The following is an 18,568-nucleotide window of genomic DNA, read 5'->3' as shown; positions in this document are numbered from 1 at the left end:
TTAACGAAAAAAATCGTATCTTAAAAAAGATAAAATGAAAAATTTAATTATTAGCCGCAGGGCGCGTCTATTACTGGTGTTTTTAATTCTTTTGATTTTTGGCTGTACGCATACAGATTCCGGTACAAAACAGAGACAGGATAATGTAAACGGATTTTTTGCCGATACCCGTTCTTTTGAGATTAAAAATTATGAAGGCCGAGAAAATGTTATAAAGGTTTATGGAGTTGATACCCAGTGGGCAATAGTAAAATATTCACTGTTGGATTTTATTGGGAAAGAGATAACTATTCAATTTTCGGCTTATGTAAAACGGACAGGAGCGGCAGGTGACTTGAACTGGCAGGTGAATAACGCGCCGTATTACCCTTCAGTGGCTTATATTGAAAATGCCGCGCCGGGAGTTTGGCATAACATGAAGGGGAGGCTTTTTGTAACTCCCACAAATGACGAACCTTATTTATATTTGACTAATTGGGAAAATAACGCTCAAAAAACAATTTATTATATCGCCGAGCCTGTTGTAACTATTCAGGTGGGGAACAGCGTTAATCCCGATCTTACTTTGACACCGCTTAAATCAATATATGAAAAAGATTTTTTAATTGGCAATATCACCGATGGAACATATATGTCAGGAAAACATTTTGATCTTTTAAAGCGCCATTACAACGCGGTAACTTTATTAACTACATATCCTTCTGTTCTTGCGCCCGTTAAAAATGATTATCGGTGGGAATTGGCGGATCAGCAGATTGATCTTATGTTGAATAACAATATGTATGTGCATGGCCATTGCCTTGCATGGCATGAAAGCGCTCCAAAATGGATGACAACCGGAACAAGAGCGGAAGTTGAAAAAAACTTAAATAATTATATTGCCACAGTGCTGGCGCATTTTAAAGGGAAAATAGCGTCATGGGATGTGGTAAACGAGGCGATGAGGGACGGTCTTTCCGCCGCTGATGCCGCGGGAGATTGGAAAAAATGCGTGAGGAATTCTAAAAATGAGTGGAATAGAAATCCTTGGTATGACAAATTAGGCTCAGATTATATTGAACTTGCATTTCGCGCCGCCCGCGCTGCCGATCCGAATATTACTCTCTATTACAATGATTACGGCATGGAGGATTTAAACAAGGCGGAAGCGGTAAGGAAGATGATCAAAGATATTAATGAACGTTATAAAAACGAAACAGGCGGAGAGCGAAACCTTATTGAAGGCGTAGGTTCGCAATCCCACATGTTTGAATTTAAAAAACTCAATTTGAACAATGTGCGCTCATCATTGGAAAAGCTTACAAGTCTTGGGATTGAAATTGCCATAAGCGAACTTGATTTGTCAGTTATCAGTTATGAGCGCGGCAGTGGAAGGGACACGATTATGTCACAGGCTGATGAAGTAGCGCAGGCAAAGTATTATGCGGAACTCTTTAAACTGTACAAGGAGTATTCCAAGTATATAAAACGGGTAACCATGTGGGGTATGGATGACGGAACCAGTTGGATCTCCGCCGGAAATCCCTGTCTATTTGATTGGAAGTTAAACGCCAAAAAAGCCTTTTATGCCGTCAGCGCCCCGGACGCTTTCCTTGCAACAACGCCTTGATGATGTATGGATGCTTTGGCATTACAACAATAAAATTGATTATGTTATTTGTTTATTACGCTTTTTATCACTTTTGGGATATAACGTATCAAATCACTCGCCAGTACCGAATATTCAGTAAGGGCTAAACCGGCGAACCATCCCGCTTCTCCGTGCAGATATGCGCCTAGGATTGCCGCCTCGAAGCATGTGCAGCCCTGAGCGATAAGGGAGACAATGATGCCGCTGAGCACGTCTCCTGTTCCGGCTTTCGCAAGGGAGGAATTTCCAAAAGGAAGAATGACTGCGGTTCCTTTCGCGTTGACTGCCAAAGAAGGGCTTCCTTTCAATAAAATATTTATATTGTATTGCGCCGCATATTCCCTAATCTTGTTTATTCTATCGAGCGGCTCATCAGGCAGATCGCCAAAAAGCCTTTTCCACTCTCCCATGTGCGGAGTGATGACAATCTCTCCCTTGTGTTTTGCTAACTCCGGTAAAGCCCCGACAAACGCATTCAATCCGTCCGCGTCAAGTACGGCGGGTTTATCTGTAATACCGATAAGTTCCCGCACAAGAGACGCGCTCTGCGGGTCTCTCGATAACCCGGAACCAACACAAAGAGCGTTCATACGCTCGCAGAGAGACAGAACATCATTCAGCGCTGACGCAGAGCAAGCGCCAGATGCAGTTTCAGCTAAAGGATGCAAAACCGGTTCAGTAACCTTAACGGACAATGTATCAATAAGTGATTCAGGGACAGCCAAATGAACCATTCCGCATCCGCTTCGTAACGCCGCCACAGACGCAAGCGCTGCGGAGCCGGTCATTCCGCGCGAACCGCACACAAGAAGAGCAAGCCCGTGATCAATTTTTGAGCCAGTTTCTTTACGCGCGGGTAGAATGTGATTGAAAAAATCAATATCAGGCAAAAAAATTCCTAGCGACTGCTCTTCAACAATATTTTGCGGATAACCTAAATCGGCGACATGTAATTCTCCTACATTTGCCCTGCCGGGGTAAAAAAATTGTCCCAATTTAAGAAATCCGGCGGCCATAGTATAATCGGCTTTTATGCATGAAGAAGCGCGTTTTCCGTTGTCGCAATCAAGCCCCGATGGAGTATCAACCGCCAAGACAGAAGTCTTGCAAGAGTTTACAGCCTTAATCACATCAGCGTACAATCCGCGAGGTTCTCCACTCGCTCCTATTCCAAGCATTGCGTCAATTATCAAACCGTAATTGTTAAAATCGGGTAATTTATCATTACTTGTAAGTATGCGGACGGCGCTTTTTTTAAAACTGGCGTAATCCTTAAAAGCCAATGCCGCTTCGCCGCTCAATTCTTTAGTATCGCAAACGGAAAAGCAATCAACGTTTATTCCCGCCTCTTGCAGCAGCCGCGCCGCGACATAACCGTCTCCGCCGTTATTACCCTTGCCGCATATTACGGCTATATTTTTATTTGCGTCCTTCGCGGCTGTCTTATCCAGCATAGCCAATGCTGTTTGATAAATATGCTTTCCGGCGGAGCACATATAAGAGTACCCGGTCTCGGTATTGCCGGCTATCGCCAGTTGGTCAACGAGCTTCATTTGAGCGGTGGTGAGAACATTGTTTATATTTCTAAATTGAGCCGACTCTGCCATAAAATACTCCACGTCAAGGACATTCGGATTCTTTTACTGTTTACCATAAATTTGCCTAAAATTTCAAGAAGGTGATTGCCCTTTATTCCCTATTTAATTCTTATTTCCTTTCTATTTATTACATGTTATAATATTGCTAATTCATCTAAGAGGAAATTTTATGAAATTAAGCGTCCGTGTACCACTATTAATCATGGCGGTTGTATTGATAACAGCCGCCGCCATTATTGTTACAGTTGACTTGCTCGTTACCAAAAACATGGAAGAGTCTGTTCTTGCCGCAATGATCAGTAACGGAAGGTCAAACGCCGACTTGCTCCAGGTCAAACTGGATGCCCTGCTCAACCAACTCTGGGAAATCGCCAACCGCGCCAGAACCAGGACTATGAACTGGGAAGGAGTAGTCAAGGCAAATTTCGCACCTGATGTGGATCGTATTGCCAGTCTTGACATAGGGCTGGTATTTCCAGACGGTACGACCTACTATGTTAGGGATGACGCTTCCACCAACCTTGGCGACAGGGCTTATATCAAAGAAGCCTTTACCGGAAAAAACGTGGTTTCGGATGTGCTTATCAGCCGCGCTACTGGCAAGCCGGTTGTGATGCTCGCCGCTCCTGTTTTCAGGGATGAATCCAAGGACGCTCCTGTTTTAGGCGTAGTGGTTGCCCGTAAAGACGGTCCTACCTTCCTTTCCGGTATGGTAAACGATATACGAACCGATTATAAAACCGGATATGGATTTTTAATAAATAGTGAAGGGACAATGATAGCCCACCCTGACGCTGAAATGGTAAACAAACAATTTAACCCTATTAAAGAAGCGGAAAAAGATCCTTCCCTAAAGCCATTTGCTGATGTGATAGCGCAAATTATTAAAGATAAGACCGGCGACATAGAATATGTTTATGAAGGTAAAGCAATGGCCTGCGCCTTTATGCCTCTTCCGAAACAGCCGTGGATATTCGTTCAAAATGTAGAAAGAAGCGAAGTGCTTGCCCCAGTAGTCCACATTCGCAAAAATATGTTGACCATCGGTTTTATCTGCGCGGCGTTGGGCGTTATTGTCGCCATTATCGCCGGACGTTCTATTACCGGCCCTCTTACCCAGATGACCAAAATTGTAGCACATACCGGCAGCGGCGACTTAACCATGCGCGCAAATGTCAAATCAAAAGACGAGATTGGCGAATTGGCAAAAGGCTTTAACGCCATGCTTGATAATATTAAAAACCTAATCACTACTATAAAAAAAGAATCCGAGCGCCTGTCGAATATAGGTGAAGCCCTTTCTAACAGTTCGGCAAAAACTACGGCGGCAGTCGAAAAAATAAACGACAACATTCAAACAATTCAAAAGCTGGCTGTCAATCAGTCAGCTTCTGTAACAGAGACAAACGCCACAATGGGGCAAATAAATGGCAACATTGAAAAACTCAATGATCAAGTGGAACATCAAACAGAGAGCGTTTCCCGCTCGTCTTCCGCTGTCGAAGAAATGCTGGCCAATATACAGACCGTTACTAAAACTCTTTTTAAAAACGCCGACAAGGTGAAGGAGTTGACGGAAGCCTCCGGCGTAGGCCGTGGCGGATTGCAGACTGTAGCTTCAGACGTTCAGGAAATAGCCAAAGAATCTGAAGGTCTGTTGGAGATTAACGCTGTAATGGAAAACATCGCAAGCCAGACAAATCTGCTTTCTATGAATGCGGCTATTGAAGCCGCCCATGCCGGAGAAGCGGGCAAGGGTTTTGCCGTTGTAGCGGGAGAAATCCGCAAACTGGCGGAAGGCTCCAGCGCACAGTCAAAAACTATTGTTTCAGTGCTTAAAAAAATTAAAAGCTCTATCGAAAAAATTTCCGGTTCCACCGGCAACGTACTGGAAAAATTTGAGGCTATTGAAGGCGGTATCAATACGGTATCTGGTCAGGAAGAAAATATCCGTGGTGCTATGGAAGAACAGGGCGCCGGAAGCAAGCAGATTTTGGAAGCTATCGGCCAACTCAATGAGATTACTCAGCAAGTCAAAAACAGTTCTGTAGAGATGCTTGAAGGTGCAAAGGAAATTATCGGCGAGGGCAAACATCTGGAAAAAGCCACCGGAGAAATCACAGGCGGGATGAACGAAATGGCGGCAAGCGCGGAACAGATCAATACTGCTGTGAATGATGTACACAGTATTAGTGAGCAAAATAAACAGATTATTGACAATCTCGTGGTGGCGATATCGAAGTTTAAGGTTTGATGGCTTGTGTTTGGCAAAACTCCAAGCTTTTATTTGATGTTTTGCGTTTTCAGTCAATTTCTGGTATAATAAATGGCAGGGGAATAGAGCATGAAAAAGCAGTATGCTTTACGCTCGGTATTCTGTGGACTTCAAAAAAGCCTGAAAAAAAGGGCAAGGAGTAGTTTATGTGGTTAGTTATTTTCATGGTTGCAATCGTTCTTCCTCTTATAATTTGGGGGTTTGTTGCCAGTTGGCGTGAAAAACAGTTTGACAAGAAGAACGATAAAGTAGTCTTGGCAGATTAAATCAAAATTATTTCAATATGTATGCCCTGACTGTACTCAAGGAATTTATTCGGCATACATCTTATAGGGCTAATGGGCATTTTACAGTGTGATCTATTAGCAATGAATAATTAGCAATAGACACCATCGATAGCGTATAAATGTCGCATAACGGCACTAGGAAAAAGCGGTGTCAGTCACTCCTGCGCTACCATAGCGGTAATAAGTATTTTATCAATGTGACCAACCCATTATGATGTACAATACAAAGCAGAGTACACGGATTTCGGTAGTTGCTACCATTGCGCTTGTTCAGGATATGTTTTTTGATCTATAGACATAAAAAAGTAATCTCAATATAATTAATTATGTTGCGTATTGAAGATGTCAGGGCTTGTTGTAAAGATGATGCCATTGTTTTAACTGAACATCTATTAACAAGGATGAGGCAGCGTCATATACGGCTTGATGACATCAAATACGCGATAGCAAAAGGGGAAATAATTGAACAATACCCTGCCGACTATCCATTTCCAAGTTGTTTGATTAACGCGGAAAATATACATATAGTTTGTAGTATCGGCGAAGGGCGTTTGTATATTATTACTGCTTACCGGCCATCACAGGAAAAGTGGGAAGACGGGGGCAAAAAACGGAAGGGAGGCAAATAATGAAATGCGGAATTTGCAAGGCAGAAATGGATGAAACAACCGTCACCTATACTGAAGATATTGATCAGGGGGTTGTTGTTATTCGCCATGTTCCAGCTCATGTTTGTACAGAATGTGGTAATACATGGTACAATGGAACAGTAGCCGCACAACTTGAGAATATGATTGACCGATTTGCATCATCGGCGGGAACTGAAGTCTCTGTAATAAATTTTGAAAAATCAGTGGCATAAATATCAGATTATTTCTTGCTGCTTAAACACCTCTTGAAAAAAATTACTCGTAAAGAGTTCACACCAAGATCACAAAGGTACAAAGAACACAAAGGAAGAAAGAGGAATGAGCAATTAGCAATAGACACCATTGATAGCGTTTAAATGTCGCATAACGGCACTAGGAAAAAGCGGTGTCAGTCACTCTTGTGTTACCAGTCGGCTACTCCGTTACTCTTGATTAACGTAAAGAAACCGATAATTTGATCCTTGGTAAATCCATTCAGCATAACCTTTTTGATTATTTGTCTGCAATGCTGCCGTCAAATCGGGAGTAATAGTAGCAATTAAACTACTACCCATTCCTATACTATTATACACACTGTTAAATACTGAAATTACATCTGAAAATGCCTGATTAGTATATGTGTTAGCTACGGTATGACCTCTGGAAATTACAGCGGCTCTTACAACATCCCAAGAAGTTTTACCGCCGTAAGTATTTGAAAGGTAAGTGTAAGTTGCAGAGTTGATATTATACACTTCAACTGTATAAATACCTGTACTTGTTCTATTAACGTAAAGAAACCGATAATTTGATCCTTGGTAAATCCATTCAGCATAACCGCTTCGATTATTTGTCTGCAATGCTGCCGTCAAATCGGGAGTAATAGTAGCAATTAAACTACTACCCATTCCTATACTATTATACACACTGTTAAATACTGAAATCACGTCTGAAAATGCTTGATTAGTATACGTATTAATAGGCGTAGTATGCCCTCTGGAAATTACATCGGCTTTTACGACATCTTGGTAAGTTTTATCGGCATATGTATTAGTAAGGTAAGTATTAGTTGCAGAGCTGATATTATAAACTTCCACCCGATACCTTCTATTTTCAGTAGTTCCAGTGCCTATGTCGGGGTTTGTACCGCTTGTGTTGTTGTCACTGCCGCCTGTAAAGTTTGCCGTAACGGTAACCGCATTTGCGGGCATGGTGAATGTGGTGCTTGCGCTGTTTGCGTTTGCCAATACTGCGCCGCTTGAATTGACTGTCCAGCTTGTGAACGTCTGTCCCGATGGCACTGTTGCGCTAATGCTTACGGTCGCACCTGCCGTATAACTGCCGCTTCCGCTTCCGCCGTTGACGGTTACGGGGTAGGTCGTTGTGGTAGTGGTGCTGTCGCTTCCGTCACTGCAAGCCGCCATTGAAAACCCGATTACCGCTACAAGTGCGATAATGCCGAAAAGTTTTGTTAGGTTTTTCATAAAAACACTCCTCTATTTGGGAAAAATTCTCAAAAAAATGGCATTTTTTGGGCTTTTCCCATAAAATTTATATGTCTAACTGACAAGTTTGCCTTGCCATACCATTTTTAAGCGATTTTCAATCACTAAATGGCAGTAGCATAACGCTAATTATATATTATTTTTACAGTAGCGTCTAGTTACTTTTTGGAAACAGGCAGTAGCTATTAGAGTAGGTTTATGGGTCTTAAACAGATATTTATGGCTAACATGAGACATCGGCGAAAACAATTAGGGCTTACTCAAGAGAAATTAGCGGAAATTTGCAATACTGATGCTTGCTATATAAGGCAAATAGAAATTGGAAATAGATTTCCTTCATTAGAATACATTGAAAGGATTGCAAAAGGGCTTAATATTGAACCGTACCTCCTTTTTTATAATGAAACAAATCAAGAGATAGAAAAATATTTACAACAGTCTAAAGAGCAAAAACAAAAATTTAAAAATATACTTACTGAAAATTTTAATAAATTATGCACGATAATTGATGAACAGTTATAATTATACAATTATTTTCTTCTATATATGAGAGAGAATTCGTCACGGCTTAACTGCCGAAAGCGCTTTACCGTATAAATTGCATGAGCCTCCAAAAAAGACAAAAAAGTGACTGTCACTATTGCGTTACCACTAGAAGATGTATGCCCAATAAAATCCTTGAGTACAGGCGGGCAGGCTGCGTGCGATGTAAAAACATCTTTCGGGCGTTCCCCGCCGGAGAGACTTTGGAATAAAACAAAGAAAATTCAGAGAATAAAAGTTCGGCGACATACCCTAGATAAAGCTTTCTACCCACCGTTATTTAGTCGCCGAAAGGCTCACAGCCAAATAAACGCACGGCGTAGCCGTGTGGATAATTAATGCCGCACGCTGAGAGCACCAAAAAATGCCGCAGTCCCCAATAAAAGCAAGGCCGCCTTTAGGTGGCCGCCAGTGCGAGGCGGACTCTTACGAAGTTTTTACAGCGTGCGCAGCCTGCCCGCCTGTACTGAATAAATTCTTTGGGCATACATCGTGTGAAGGAGAGGGGAGAGAGGTTTTGAACGGAAAGCGTAAAGAACATCGTTGTCAAATCTGACAATTTTTATTATAATAAATAAGTGGCATAAATGGGTATGGAGCCAGCATGATACATACTATCATTGAATTTACTCGATCAGCCTTCAAGCATAATATAAGCGAGGAAGATATACGACATGCCTTGCTTCACCCGATATATGATGAAATGCAGGATTCAGACGATGATAAACATTTGCTATTGGGATTTGACCGCAGTATGAATATGTTGGAAATAGCGTATAATGTTATTGATGAGCAGACATTTAAGGTATTTCATGCCATGAAATGTCAAAATTTTTACTATAAATTATTAAGGAGATAATAATGCCCGATATGACCGAAGAAGAATACGACGCGCTTGACGAATTGTGGACAAAAAATCCACCAAAAGTATCAGGCGATGGTAAAAGCGGCTTTTTTATGAAGCACAAAAATGAAATTGTTATTTTGGACGATGTTTCATCTACATGGCTTCGCCTAAAATCCGAAACAACCCAAAAAACAACAACAGAAATCATCGGCGAAATGGTACGTGAACGTATTGCCGCCGCAGTATAAAACTCATTCATTTTGTCCCTTTTCAATGTGTTTTAGTGATCAGAATGTATGCCGAATAAAATCCTTGAGTACTATGCAATTCGGCTGCGCCAGATTTCAGTATTGAATAAACATCATTTTATGTCGATAATTAACATAACTAGTTTTTTTGACGGGCAATTATTGTAAATCAACCAAAAACTAGTAACGGGGGTCGAAAAAATGGGAAAAACCGCACTTGCTCCGGTCATACGGATTGATGAAGAAAAGTGCATTAACTGCTATGCCTGCATTGTAATTTGCCCGGTTAAATACTGCATGGACGGTTCAGGGAAAAAACTGCTGATAAATCACGACATCTGTATCGGTTGCGGAAACTGCATTCATGCCTGTACCCATAAGGCAAGAACCTTTATAGACGACACAAGCCGTTTTATGGACGACTTAAAACAGAATAAAAAAATCATTGCCGTGGTTGCGCCGGCTGTCGCTTCGTTCTTTACCGATCAATATCTCAACTTAAACGGCTACCTTAAAACTCTGGGCGTTGAAGCTATTTTTGACGTGAGCTTGGGCGCGGAACTTACTGTCTTGTCTTATATCAACTATATCAGAGAAAAAAATCCACGCATGATTATTTCACAGCCATGCCCTGCGATTGTCACCTTTATCGAAATTTACTATCCCAAATTAATTCCCTATCTTGCTCCGGCGGACAGCCCTATTCTGCATACCATAAAAATGATCAAAGAGTATTATCCTCAATATAAAGATCATAAAATTGCGGTTATTTCCCCTTGCATTGCCAAACGGCGGGAATATGACGCGACCGGCATGGGAGACTACAATGTTACAATGCTTTCACTAAAAAAACTTCTGGAGGATGAGGGGAAAAATCTTTCCTCTTTTCCGTCGGTAGCATATACCGGATTAAGCGCGGAACGGGCTGCGGGGTTTCCAATTCCCGGTGGGTTGTTGGATACCGCGGAACGTTTTGAACCGGGGATTAGGCGGCGTACCCTCAAAATTGAGGGAGTATATTCCATCTATCCTTATTTGGAGGAACTCCCCAAAGTATTGGACACCAATGTCAAACTGCCGTTGTTGATTGACTGCCTGAATTGCGAAAAAGGCTGTAATGGCGGACCCGGTACGGGGAACGCAGAAAAACCGCTGGCTATGCTTGAAGACCCAGTGCGAAAACGCGTGGCTAAACTGGAAGAAGATCAACATTACCCACCAAAAGGAAAAGACCCATACAAAAAATACAACGATGTTTTGAACAAATACTGGAAGAAAGGCCTGTATAACCGTAGCTACGTTGATCTTTCCCAGAACAATACAATTAAGCATCCAAGCGAGGATGAAATAACTAAAATTTTCCATACCATGAAGAAATTCGACCAGAAAGATATATACAACTGTACTTGTTGCGGTTACGGAAATTGCAAATCAATGGCGACGGCAATTTACAACAAACTTAACAAACCGGAAAATTGCGCCCATTATATTCTTGCCTTGCTCACGGAAAAAACAAATACCGAAGAACTTAACCGTCAGCTTGAGGAACACATTAGAAGCGCGTCAGAGATTATTGAGGGAATAAACAGATTAATAAATAAATTGAACGCCGCTATCAGTACGCAAGCGGAAACAATCGCTGAATCTACAGTGGCAACCGAAAAAATGATCACTTCGCTCAAGGATACTTCGGAAATGTCCCGAAAAAAACAGGAGTCCATAAAAGGGTTGATAGAAGACGCTACCAAAGGCCAGGAGTCTATGCGGAGTACAATTCAATCGGTTGAGGACATTTCCAAATCGGTGGACGGCATAGCGCAGGCGATTAAAATAATCAGCGCGATAGCGGCTAACACTAACCTGCTCTCCATGAACGCGGCAATTGAATCCGCTCATGCCGGTGAAGCGGGCAGGGGCTTTGGCGTGGTTGCCGGCGAGATACGCCGCCTTTCCGACAGCACTCGGGAAAATTCGCGTAACATTTCCCAGACGCTGAAAAGCATCATTGACGGAATAGACGTTACCGAAAAACAATCCGACGACACAGGCAACAGAATTACCGGAATGGCAAAAGAAATCGGCAGTTTTGCTGAAACAATTTCCGGTTTGATCAATACCTTTGGCGAATTGTCGGCGCATAGCGGTGAAATTACAACAGCGTTGGACAGTCTTCAAAGCCAAAGCGACATGGTAAAAACCGATTATGCCGAAATACTGTCAATGACGGAAAGACTACGCACGGCAATGTATAACTTGACTATGCTGTCGAAGAAAAAGATTCTTGTAGTTGATGATGATGAAACCGTCCTTACCATGACGGAAAGCGAGCTGAAAAGTGATTACAATGTTACCGCAGTCAAATCCAGCAAGGCGGCTTTGGACTTGTTCTTACAGGGGTATATTCCTAGTTTGGTTTTATTGGATTTGGGTATGCCCGGAATGGGAGGTTGGGACGCCTTTACCAGAATACGTAACATCACCAGCTTACACCAAACCCCGATAGCGATATACACGTCATCAAGTGACCAGAAGGACAAGGACAAAGCGAATGAACTTGGCGCGGTTGATTACTTGCAAAAGCCTCTCAGCAAAGACCAACTGCTTGAAAGGGTTGCAAGATTGGTAAATTAATTTTTTGAATGGTAATACATTAAAATAAGGAGTATTTTATGAGTTTGAGAATTAGATTAACAACGATTATTTTAGCGATGATCTTAGTATCCATCGCTGTTTTGTCCGTGTTCACCCTTTCCCGGTCTGCAAGTTTGCAAGTTAGCACAATCCACCAGTACGCTGGCGGGTTGGCAAAACTCAACTCAAAGGAAATACAGCGGCAAATGGAAGTCTTTACGGATTACGGAAACGTACTCGTCCAGATATTCAACAGCTATGAAGATATGGAACCGAATAGGCGGCGGGATACTTATGACGATGTTATGCGTAGCCTTATCGCAACAGTCGATTCCATAGCCGGTATCTGGACGGCATGGTTTCCCGGAATCATAGATGATCGGGACGCCCAACTGGGGCAGTATCATACCTATTTCAATAGAATGAACGGTTCTGTGGTTAAAGACCCCGCCGGCTATGAAGGATGGCAAGGTCATCTGGCGAGAGTAACCGACAAAGGACTTACTTCTACAACGGGGGCCGAACCAGCTTTCCAAGAACTTGCAGACCCCTATTGGGCGAATGTAACCGGCAAGGGGAATGTTCCCATCGTTGCCGCTATTTTTACCGTTAAAAACAGTTCGGGCAAAATTGTATGTCTGGTTGGAATCAACTTTATCAGCACATTTCAGAGTATAGTAGATGATTTGGTAAAAGAAGTTTACAACGGCGCGGGAATGGCCGCGATATACAGCGATAATGGTACGATTATGGCCCACTGGGACAAGGATAGGGTTAAGGATAATATCAAAACCAACTCTAAGGAAAAAACGCTTTTTGGAAATGACATTGACCGTTTAGCCAGCGCGATCTTACATGGCGGCGAGAACGGCAGAAATGCCGTTATACTGGAAAAGTATTCCCCCGTCTTGAAAACAGACGTATACTTTATTTTTGAACCTATTCTCGTTTCGGGCTTTGAAAATACTCCCTGGTCTCTGCAATTAGGCATCCCAACGGCGGAAATAAATAAGCCTGTTGATAATATGGTAACTTTTGCAATTATTTTTGCCGTTGCCCTTCTAATATTGGCGGCGGTTGTTACCTTGTTTCTCGTCGGCAGTATTGTTAAACCGATTATCAATGTAACCGTTACCTTAAAAGACATATCCGAAGGTGAAGGCGATCTGACGCGAAGCATAACCGTCAATTCCAAAGACGAGATAGGCGATCTTGCCAAATACTTTAATAAAACACTTCAAAAAATCAAAGACCTTGTTCTTCTTATTAAAAAGCAATCAAGCTTGTTGAAAGATATAGGCAATAACCTTGCCAGTAATATGACCGAAACCGCCGCGGCGATAAATCAAATTACCGCCAATATCCAGAGCGTTAAAGGCCGTGTGATCAACCAGTCCGCCAGCGTAACCGAAACCAATGCCACTATGGAACAGGTTATCGTCAACATCAACAAACTCAATGGTCATGTGGAAAAACAGAGCCAAAATGTTTCGCAGGCGTCATCCGCCATTGAGGAAATGGTAGCCAATATCAGTTCGGTAACCAATACGCTTGTCAGCAATGCAACTAACGTAAATGCTTTAAAAGAAGCTTCCGAAGTTGGCCGCAATGGATTGCAGGAAGTGGCGACTGACATTCAGGAAATATCCCGCGAGTCGGAAGGTTTGCTGGAAATTAACTCTGTAATGGAAAACATCGCCAGCCAGACCAACCTGCTTTCGATGAACGCGGCTATTGAAGCGGCCCATGCCGGAGAAGCGGGAAAAGGTTTTGCCGTAGTCGCCGATGAAATCCGCAAACTGGCGGAAAGCTCCAGTGAGCAATCCAAAACGATTGGCACGGTACTGAAAAAAATAGCGGAATCAATCAAGAAAATTACAAGCTCCACAGATAACGTGCTTAAAAGGTTCGAGGCGATTGACACGGGCGTAAAGACTGTTTCGCAGCAGGAAGAAAATGTCCGCAACGCTATGGAAGAACAGGGACAGGGAAGCAAGCAGGTTTTGCAAAGCGTCGGCGGTTTAAATGACCTTACACGGCAGGTGAAAAGCGGTTCTGAGGAAATGCTTAATGGCAGTCAGGAAGTAATTAAGGAAAGCCATAACCTTGAAAAAGTAACGCAGGAAATAACCGGCGGCATGAATGAAATGGCTACTGGCGCGGAGCAGATAAATGTGTCGGTACACAATGTCAATGATATGACTCAAAAGAACCGTGAAGCCATTGATACTTTGATAAAGGAAGTTTCACGCTTTAAAGTGGAGTGATTAAAACACGCAAACGTTTTAGTCTTGACAGTTTTGAGTCTCATATTTGATCAAATATACACCATTAAAATAGCGTTTATCTCCAATTAAACGACACTGATGCCTGTATTTATATCAACAATTGTGTTATACTATTGCTATTATTGAAACAGACAAGACTATCTTATCAAATTTATCATGGATTCTAGCGGAATCCCCCTTGCTCTTTTATAAGTGCTGGAAAACATTACTTAGCCTTCTTCCGTATCTGGTCGGCGGAGTAATGGTCGGCGAACTTTTAAAATTTACTTCGTGGACAAAAATTATTTATAAATGGGTATCCAAGTCGCCGGTTGTATCGGTAATATCAGCGTCAATCATCGGCATTATATCGCCGCTTTGCACTTACGGAACAATTCCCGTAGTGATTGAACTGTACAAAAGCAAGGTACATATCGCGCCGCTCATAGCTTTCCTTGCCGCCTCATCACTGATGAACCCGCAGCTTTTTATCATGACTGCCGGCGGCATCGGCATGGAAATGGCGATTACCCGCACGCTCGCCGTATTTTTATTCAGTTTTTCCGTGGGAATGTTGTCGTATTTTATTCCCGAAAAATTCATGGTTAGAAAAAGCATAAATTTTTATGATGACGGCTGTGAAAGAATCGCAAATCGAGGGAAAAAATTATTCATCGTTAAGCAATACTTTATCAACTGTTTGATGAATTTAAAACATTTAGGGGTTTATCTGCTCATCGGCATATTCTTGGGCGTGGTTGTGGAGATGTATATACCAAAAAATTTGATATATGCCGCTTTTCGGGCAGGGCATATACAGTCTATACTTGCCGGTGCATTATTGGGCATACCCTTGTCTCCCTGCGGCGGAGCGGCGATACCGCTTGTCAGCGCTATGGTAATTAACGGTATGGGCAAAGGAACCGCGCTTGCCTTTTTTATTGTCGGCCCCGCCACACGCCCTACTCCTCTTATCGCTATGGCAACATTGTTTACCCCCTTGTTCCTAGTTGGGTATTGCCTGTTCCTTATCGTTTCAGCGGTTTTAATGGGGTTGGTTTATGTGTAAATTAGCATTGCTATATAGAAGGATAATGTAATGAAAAAGATTTTGTTTCTTCTAGCCATTATTATTGCGGTGTGTTTTGCCGCATGCGAAGACAAGAACAATCCGAAAAACCCGAATAATCCTGATAACACGGATAATTCTGGCAATACGAATAATCAAGGCAACACGGACAGTCAAGATAATACGAACAATCAGGATACCGAGGATGAAAACATCATCTTGGGGCAGGACGATTTTATAGCTTATTTTGTTGATACTCCGCCAGTAATAGACGGAGACGGCAGCGATTCTGCATGGGTAAAAGCACAGTGGCAGGATATTAAGTATGCATGGATGTATCAACCGCCGAAGAGTCTTCCCACTGGAGCTGCGGTTGACTCAAATGGCGCAATACCAAAAACCGCTGATTTTTCAGGAAGGTTTAAGGTGGTATGGACTGCGGACAGGCTGTATATTTTAGCGGAAATCATAGACGACATAATTTACACGCCCGCTACTAACCCGACTCAAAGCCCAGAAAAAAATGACTGCCTGGAATTGTTTATTGATGAGAACGCTTCCGGCGGCGTCCGTACCTCTGACGGAGGGAATAACTTTTTTACCTACCACATGAATTTTGACGGCATCAATGTCGCGGACTGGATTGGAAACCGGAATGAATTACGAAATTCACATTTAAGATATGTAATAGATAAAAATGACGCTGCCCATACGTATACATGGGAAATAGAAATGAAGGTATACGATGGTTCGTATCCTCTGGATAGCACCCCTGATACTACGCCACTCACATTAACCGTTGGCAAAAAAATGGGCTTTGCGGTTGCCTACTGCGATAACGATAACAATGCCCACAGCAGCAATCCGACCCAAATAGGCGACCGCGATCATTTTATTGGCAGTATGTTTGTAACAGGCAATACTGATAATGAAAGAAATGTAGCGTATCAGAATTCAAATCAATATGCTAAAATGTATTTGAAGAAGTAGCCGGTATGGGAAACGTCGGATACCGGATAATAGAAGTTAAGGAAAAAACGTTATGAAAAAGTTGATATTTTTAGCCCTCGTTATTGCTGCGGGCTTTACCACCTGCGAAAACAAGGATAACCAGACGACCCCAAATGAAAAAGAGACCTGTGTTATCAGCTTTAACAACACAGGCGGTACAGGCGGGCAGACCGCAACGGTAACTGCAACTTTTGGCCAACCCATGCCGGAGATTACCGCAGTTCCGACTCCCAATGCGACTGGAGATACGTTTACCGGGTACTGGGACGCGAGCAACAGCGGGAAAAAATACTATAATGCCGATAAATCTTCCGCATCAAATTGGGATAAGGACGGAATTTCCTCATGTACGCTATATGCCCAATTTGCATCTGCACCAGTAGAACCTACGCCAGTAGAACCCACGCCGGTAGAACCATCAATGGTTTCATTGGTACAGTCAACAACGGTAACGCAGGCGGCAGACTTTACTTATGACGAAATAAAAGCCTTAGTTACCGAGGCAGTCACTCTTGCGGGTGGGCTTGACGGTATTATAAAAACCGGCGATGTGGTCGTACTCAAGCCGAATGTACTAACCACTTATTATGGTTGGGCAAGCAGCGGAACTAATACTATTCCTGAAAAAGTGAACGGCGTTTGCACCGACTGGCGGGTTGTACAGGCAACTGCCGAACTTGTTAGAGCAATTATCGGTCCATATGATTCTGCCACAGGTAAAGGTAAAATCATGCTCATTGAAGGTTCGTGTAACGGAAATATGGCTTCACAATTTGCCAATATAGGCTATACCACGACAAACCTGACTGAGGTAAACGAGATTATCGGACTTGATACCGAAGGGGGCGCATATTCCCCAGGAGATGGAACAAGCCTTACTGCCTATGTTACCCAAGTCACGCTAAGTGACTATAAATATAAAACAGTTCCTAACGGTTCTTATCAAGGCGCTTCACCTTACAAGACATATTATAAAGGCGACGGTAAATATTGGGTGAGCAAAAAAATGTACGAGGCGGATGCGCTTATTTCAATTCCGGTTGTAAAAAATCATTGGGATGCGGCTGTTACCGGCTCCATTAAAAACATATCGATAGGCTCCGCTCCGCCAAAAATTTACGGAATTGCCAACGGCAGTATCGGGCGTAACGGCATGGTAAACCATTCTTCGATTAATTTGCATGAGTGGATTGCCGACTTTTTCTCCTGCCTCCCCGCCGACTTTGTTGTAATGGACGGATTGCAGGGACTTGATAACGGTCCTGGCACAGGTAATAGCCTGACAGCTTTACAAGCCAAACAGAAAAACTTGCGTAGCATACTCGCGTCAAAAGACCCGCTTGCTATAGACATTGTTGAAGCAAATTTAATGAATTGGAATTACACCACAGTGCCCTACATGACATATTTAGCCGCTAAAGGCCAAGTTGGAGGAAAACCAAACGGGCGGGTAATACTGTTGCGCGGAGATACAAAAGACATTGTTGTGTTGGGGAACAAAAAAGTTGACGAAGTAAGAACAAATTATGAAGGTGTTTTACCGCCGCCGGGAGGCGACAAGCTCACAATGGCGCAGTTGACAAAGCCGACGGTAACGATCAACTCCGCGGCATTTTCCGGGGCAAATCTTAATCTGGCGCTGACTCTTTCGTCCGGCGCTAACGATAGCGTTGTTAAGATCGATGTTTATATCGACGGGGCATATAAAAAAAGTTTTAATACCGGTATGACCAATGTTTCGCTTGACGTTTCAAGCATTGCTGTGGGTTCTCACAGCATAGAGGTATGCGCGTATACAAAGTTTATGTCCAGCAAAACGGCAACAACTACTGCGATTAAGTAAAAGGAGTTGCAGTTATAAATACCGATGTTAGACAACACGAATGAGTTCCACGAAAATTTAAACAAACTGGACAATGTGCTCACAAGAAAACTTAAAAAGAAATGTAAAATTACCACTTAAAAAAACCTATTTTTTCCTTGAAAATTTAACGATCTAGTAGTAAAATAACCCCAATAAGGTGAGAT

Annotated in this window: 15 protein-coding genes; 13 read left to right on the top strand and 2 right to left on the bottom strand. The window is 42.7% G+C overall.

Features of this window, described 5'->3' with window-relative positions:
- Nucleotides 1–34 precede the first annotated feature (34 nt).
- The gene (locus ACYVRA_RS03750; protein ID WP_461251411.1) at nucleotides 35–1,609 is read left to right on the top strand and encodes an endo-1,4-beta-xylanase; all 1,575 of its coding nucleotides are present in this window, start codon (nucleotides 35–37) and stop codon (nucleotides 1,607–1,609) included.
- A 44-nt stretch (nucleotides 1,610–1,653) separates the two neighbouring features.
- Here the strand turns inward: ACYVRA_RS03750 and ACYVRA_RS03745 are convergent, their stop codons facing one another.
- Nucleotides 1,654–3,237, bottom strand: a complete 1,584-nt coding sequence (locus ACYVRA_RS03745; RefSeq protein WP_461251410.1) for an NAD(P)H-hydrate dehydratase — start codon at nucleotides 3,235–3,237, stop codon at nucleotides 1,654–1,656.
- Nucleotides 3,238–3,397: 160 nt separating this feature from the next.
- Here ACYVRA_RS03745 and ACYVRA_RS03740 point away from each other — a divergent pair, with 160 nt between their 5' ends.
- The 4 genes from ACYVRA_RS03740 to ACYVRA_RS03725 all read left to right on the top strand — a co-directional run bounded on the left by ACYVRA_RS03740 (nucleotide 3,398) and on the right by ACYVRA_RS03725 (nucleotide 6,652).
- Nucleotides 3,398–5,482 carry a methyl-accepting chemotaxis protein gene (locus ACYVRA_RS03740; protein ID WP_461251409.1) on the top strand — a complete coding sequence of 695 codons (2,085 nt, stop codon included), beginning with the start codon at nucleotides 3,398–3,400 and terminating at the stop codon, nucleotides 5,480–5,482.
- Nucleotides 5,479–5,646, top strand: coding sequence for a hypothetical protein (locus ACYVRA_RS03735; RefSeq protein WP_461251408.1), 168 nt, complete (start codon nucleotides 5,479–5,481; stop codon nucleotides 5,644–5,646). The genes ACYVRA_RS03740 and ACYVRA_RS03735 overlap by 4 nt, the downstream gene beginning before the upstream one ends.
- 470 nt (nucleotides 5,647–6,116) lie before the next feature.
- A complete protein-coding gene (locus ACYVRA_RS03730) occupies nucleotides 6,117–6,419 on the top strand; it encodes a DUF4258 domain-containing protein (RefSeq protein ID WP_461251407.1) in 303 nt (100 codons plus the stop codon).
- Nucleotides 6,419–6,652, top strand: coding sequence for a type II toxin-antitoxin system MqsA family antitoxin (locus tag ACYVRA_RS03725; RefSeq protein WP_461251406.1), 234 nt, complete (start codon nucleotides 6,419–6,421; stop codon nucleotides 6,650–6,652). The genes ACYVRA_RS03730 and ACYVRA_RS03725 overlap by 1 nt, the downstream gene beginning before the upstream one ends.
- A gap of 210 nt (nucleotides 6,653–6,862) precedes the next feature.
- On the opposite strand, the gene ACYVRA_RS03720 is transcribed toward ACYVRA_RS03725, so the two are convergent.
- Nucleotides 6,863–7,903, bottom strand: coding sequence for an InlB B-repeat-containing protein (locus ACYVRA_RS03720; RefSeq protein ID WP_461251405.1), 1,041 nt, complete (start codon nucleotides 7,901–7,903; stop codon nucleotides 6,863–6,865).
- A gap of 219 nt (nucleotides 7,904–8,122) precedes the next feature.
- Between ACYVRA_RS03720 and ACYVRA_RS03715 the strand changes: the two genes are divergently transcribed.
- From ACYVRA_RS03715 to ACYVRA_RS03680, 8 genes are all read left to right on the top strand, one after another.
- Complete coding sequence (locus ACYVRA_RS03715; protein WP_461251404.1) at nucleotides 8,123–8,446, top strand: helix-turn-helix domain-containing protein; 324 nt, start codon at nucleotides 8,123–8,125, stop codon at nucleotides 8,444–8,446.
- Nucleotides 8,447–9,071: 625 nt separating this feature from the next.
- Nucleotides 9,072–9,326 carry a hypothetical protein gene (locus ACYVRA_RS03710; RefSeq protein WP_461251403.1) on the top strand — a complete coding sequence of 85 codons (255 nt, stop codon included), beginning with the start codon at nucleotides 9,072–9,074 and terminating at the stop codon, nucleotides 9,324–9,326.
- 2 nt (nucleotides 9,327–9,328) lie between these two features.
- Nucleotides 9,329–9,562 carry a hypothetical protein gene (locus ACYVRA_RS03705; RefSeq protein ID WP_461251402.1) on the top strand — a complete coding sequence of 78 codons (234 nt, stop codon included), beginning with the start codon at nucleotides 9,329–9,331 and terminating at the stop codon, nucleotides 9,560–9,562.
- Between the two features lie 201 nt (nucleotides 9,563–9,763).
- Entirely contained in the window at nucleotides 9,764–12,193 is a 2,430-nt protein-coding gene (locus tag ACYVRA_RS03700) for a [Fe-Fe] hydrogenase large subunit C-terminal domain-containing protein (RefSeq protein ID WP_461251401.1), read from the top strand.
- 38 nt (nucleotides 12,194–12,231) lie between these two features.
- Complete coding sequence (locus ACYVRA_RS03695) at nucleotides 12,232–14,460, top strand: methyl-accepting chemotaxis protein (RefSeq protein WP_461251400.1); 2,229 nt, start codon at nucleotides 12,232–12,234, stop codon at nucleotides 14,458–14,460.
- Nucleotides 14,461–14,581: 121 nt separating this feature from the next.
- Nucleotides 14,582–15,529, top strand: coding sequence for a permease (locus ACYVRA_RS03690; RefSeq protein ID WP_461251399.1), 948 nt, complete (start codon nucleotides 14,582–14,584; stop codon nucleotides 15,527–15,529).
- Between the two features lie 30 nt (nucleotides 15,530–15,559).
- The gene (locus ACYVRA_RS03685) at nucleotides 15,560–16,519 is read left to right on the top strand and encodes a sugar-binding protein (RefSeq protein ID WP_461251398.1); all 960 of its coding nucleotides are present in this window, start codon (nucleotides 15,560–15,562) and stop codon (nucleotides 16,517–16,519) included.
- 52 nt (nucleotides 16,520–16,571) lie between these two features.
- Nucleotides 16,572–18,383, top strand: a complete 1,812-nt coding sequence (locus ACYVRA_RS03680; RefSeq protein ID WP_461251397.1) for a DUF362 domain-containing protein — start codon at nucleotides 16,572–16,574, stop codon at nucleotides 18,381–18,383.
- Nucleotides 18,384–18,568: the final 185 nt, after the last annotated feature.

This window comes from Treponema sp. R8-4-B8, assembly GCF_054786175.1.
The sequence above is the reverse complement of the archived record's forward strand: the minus strand, read 5'-3'. Positions and strand labels throughout refer to the sequence as shown.

Coding starts and splice junctions, on each gene's coding strand:
- ACYVRA_RS03750 (WP_461251411.1), top strand. CDS start 35: ATGAAAAATTTAATTATTAGCCGCAGGGCGCGTCTATTACTGGTGTTT.
- ACYVRA_RS03745 (WP_461251410.1), bottom strand. CDS start 3,237: ATGGCAGAGTCGGCTCAATTTAGAAATATAAACAATGTTCTCACCACC.
- ACYVRA_RS03740 (WP_461251409.1), top strand. CDS start 3,398: ATGAAATTAAGCGTCCGTGTACCACTATTAATCATGGCGGTTGTATTG.
- ACYVRA_RS03730 (WP_461251407.1), top strand. CDS start 6,117: ATGTTGCGTATTGAAGATGTCAGGGCTTGTTGTAAAGATGATGCCATT.
- ACYVRA_RS03725 (WP_461251406.1), top strand. CDS start 6,419: ATGAAATGCGGAATTTGCAAGGCAGAAATGGATGAAACAACCGTCACC.
- ACYVRA_RS03720 (WP_461251405.1), bottom strand. CDS start 7,903: ATGAAAAACCTAACAAAACTTTTCGGCATTATCGCACTTGTAGCGGTA.
- ACYVRA_RS03715 (WP_461251404.1), top strand. CDS start 8,123: ATGGGTCTTAAACAGATATTTATGGCTAACATGAGACATCGGCGAAAA.
- ACYVRA_RS03710 (WP_461251403.1), top strand. CDS start 9,072: ATGATACATACTATCATTGAATTTACTCGATCAGCCTTCAAGCATAAT.
- ACYVRA_RS03705 (WP_461251402.1), top strand. CDS start 9,329: ATGCCCGATATGACCGAAGAAGAATACGACGCGCTTGACGAATTGTGG.
- ACYVRA_RS03700 (WP_461251401.1), top strand. CDS start 9,764: ATGGGAAAAACCGCACTTGCTCCGGTCATACGGATTGATGAAGAAAAG.
- ACYVRA_RS03695 (WP_461251400.1), top strand. CDS start 12,232: ATGAGTTTGAGAATTAGATTAACAACGATTATTTTAGCGATGATCTTA.
- ACYVRA_RS03685 (WP_461251398.1), top strand. CDS start 15,560: ATGAAAAAGATTTTGTTTCTTCTAGCCATTATTATTGCGGTGTGTTTT.
- ACYVRA_RS03680 (WP_461251397.1), top strand. CDS start 16,572: ATGAAAAAGTTGATATTTTTAGCCCTCGTTATTGCTGCGGGCTTTACC.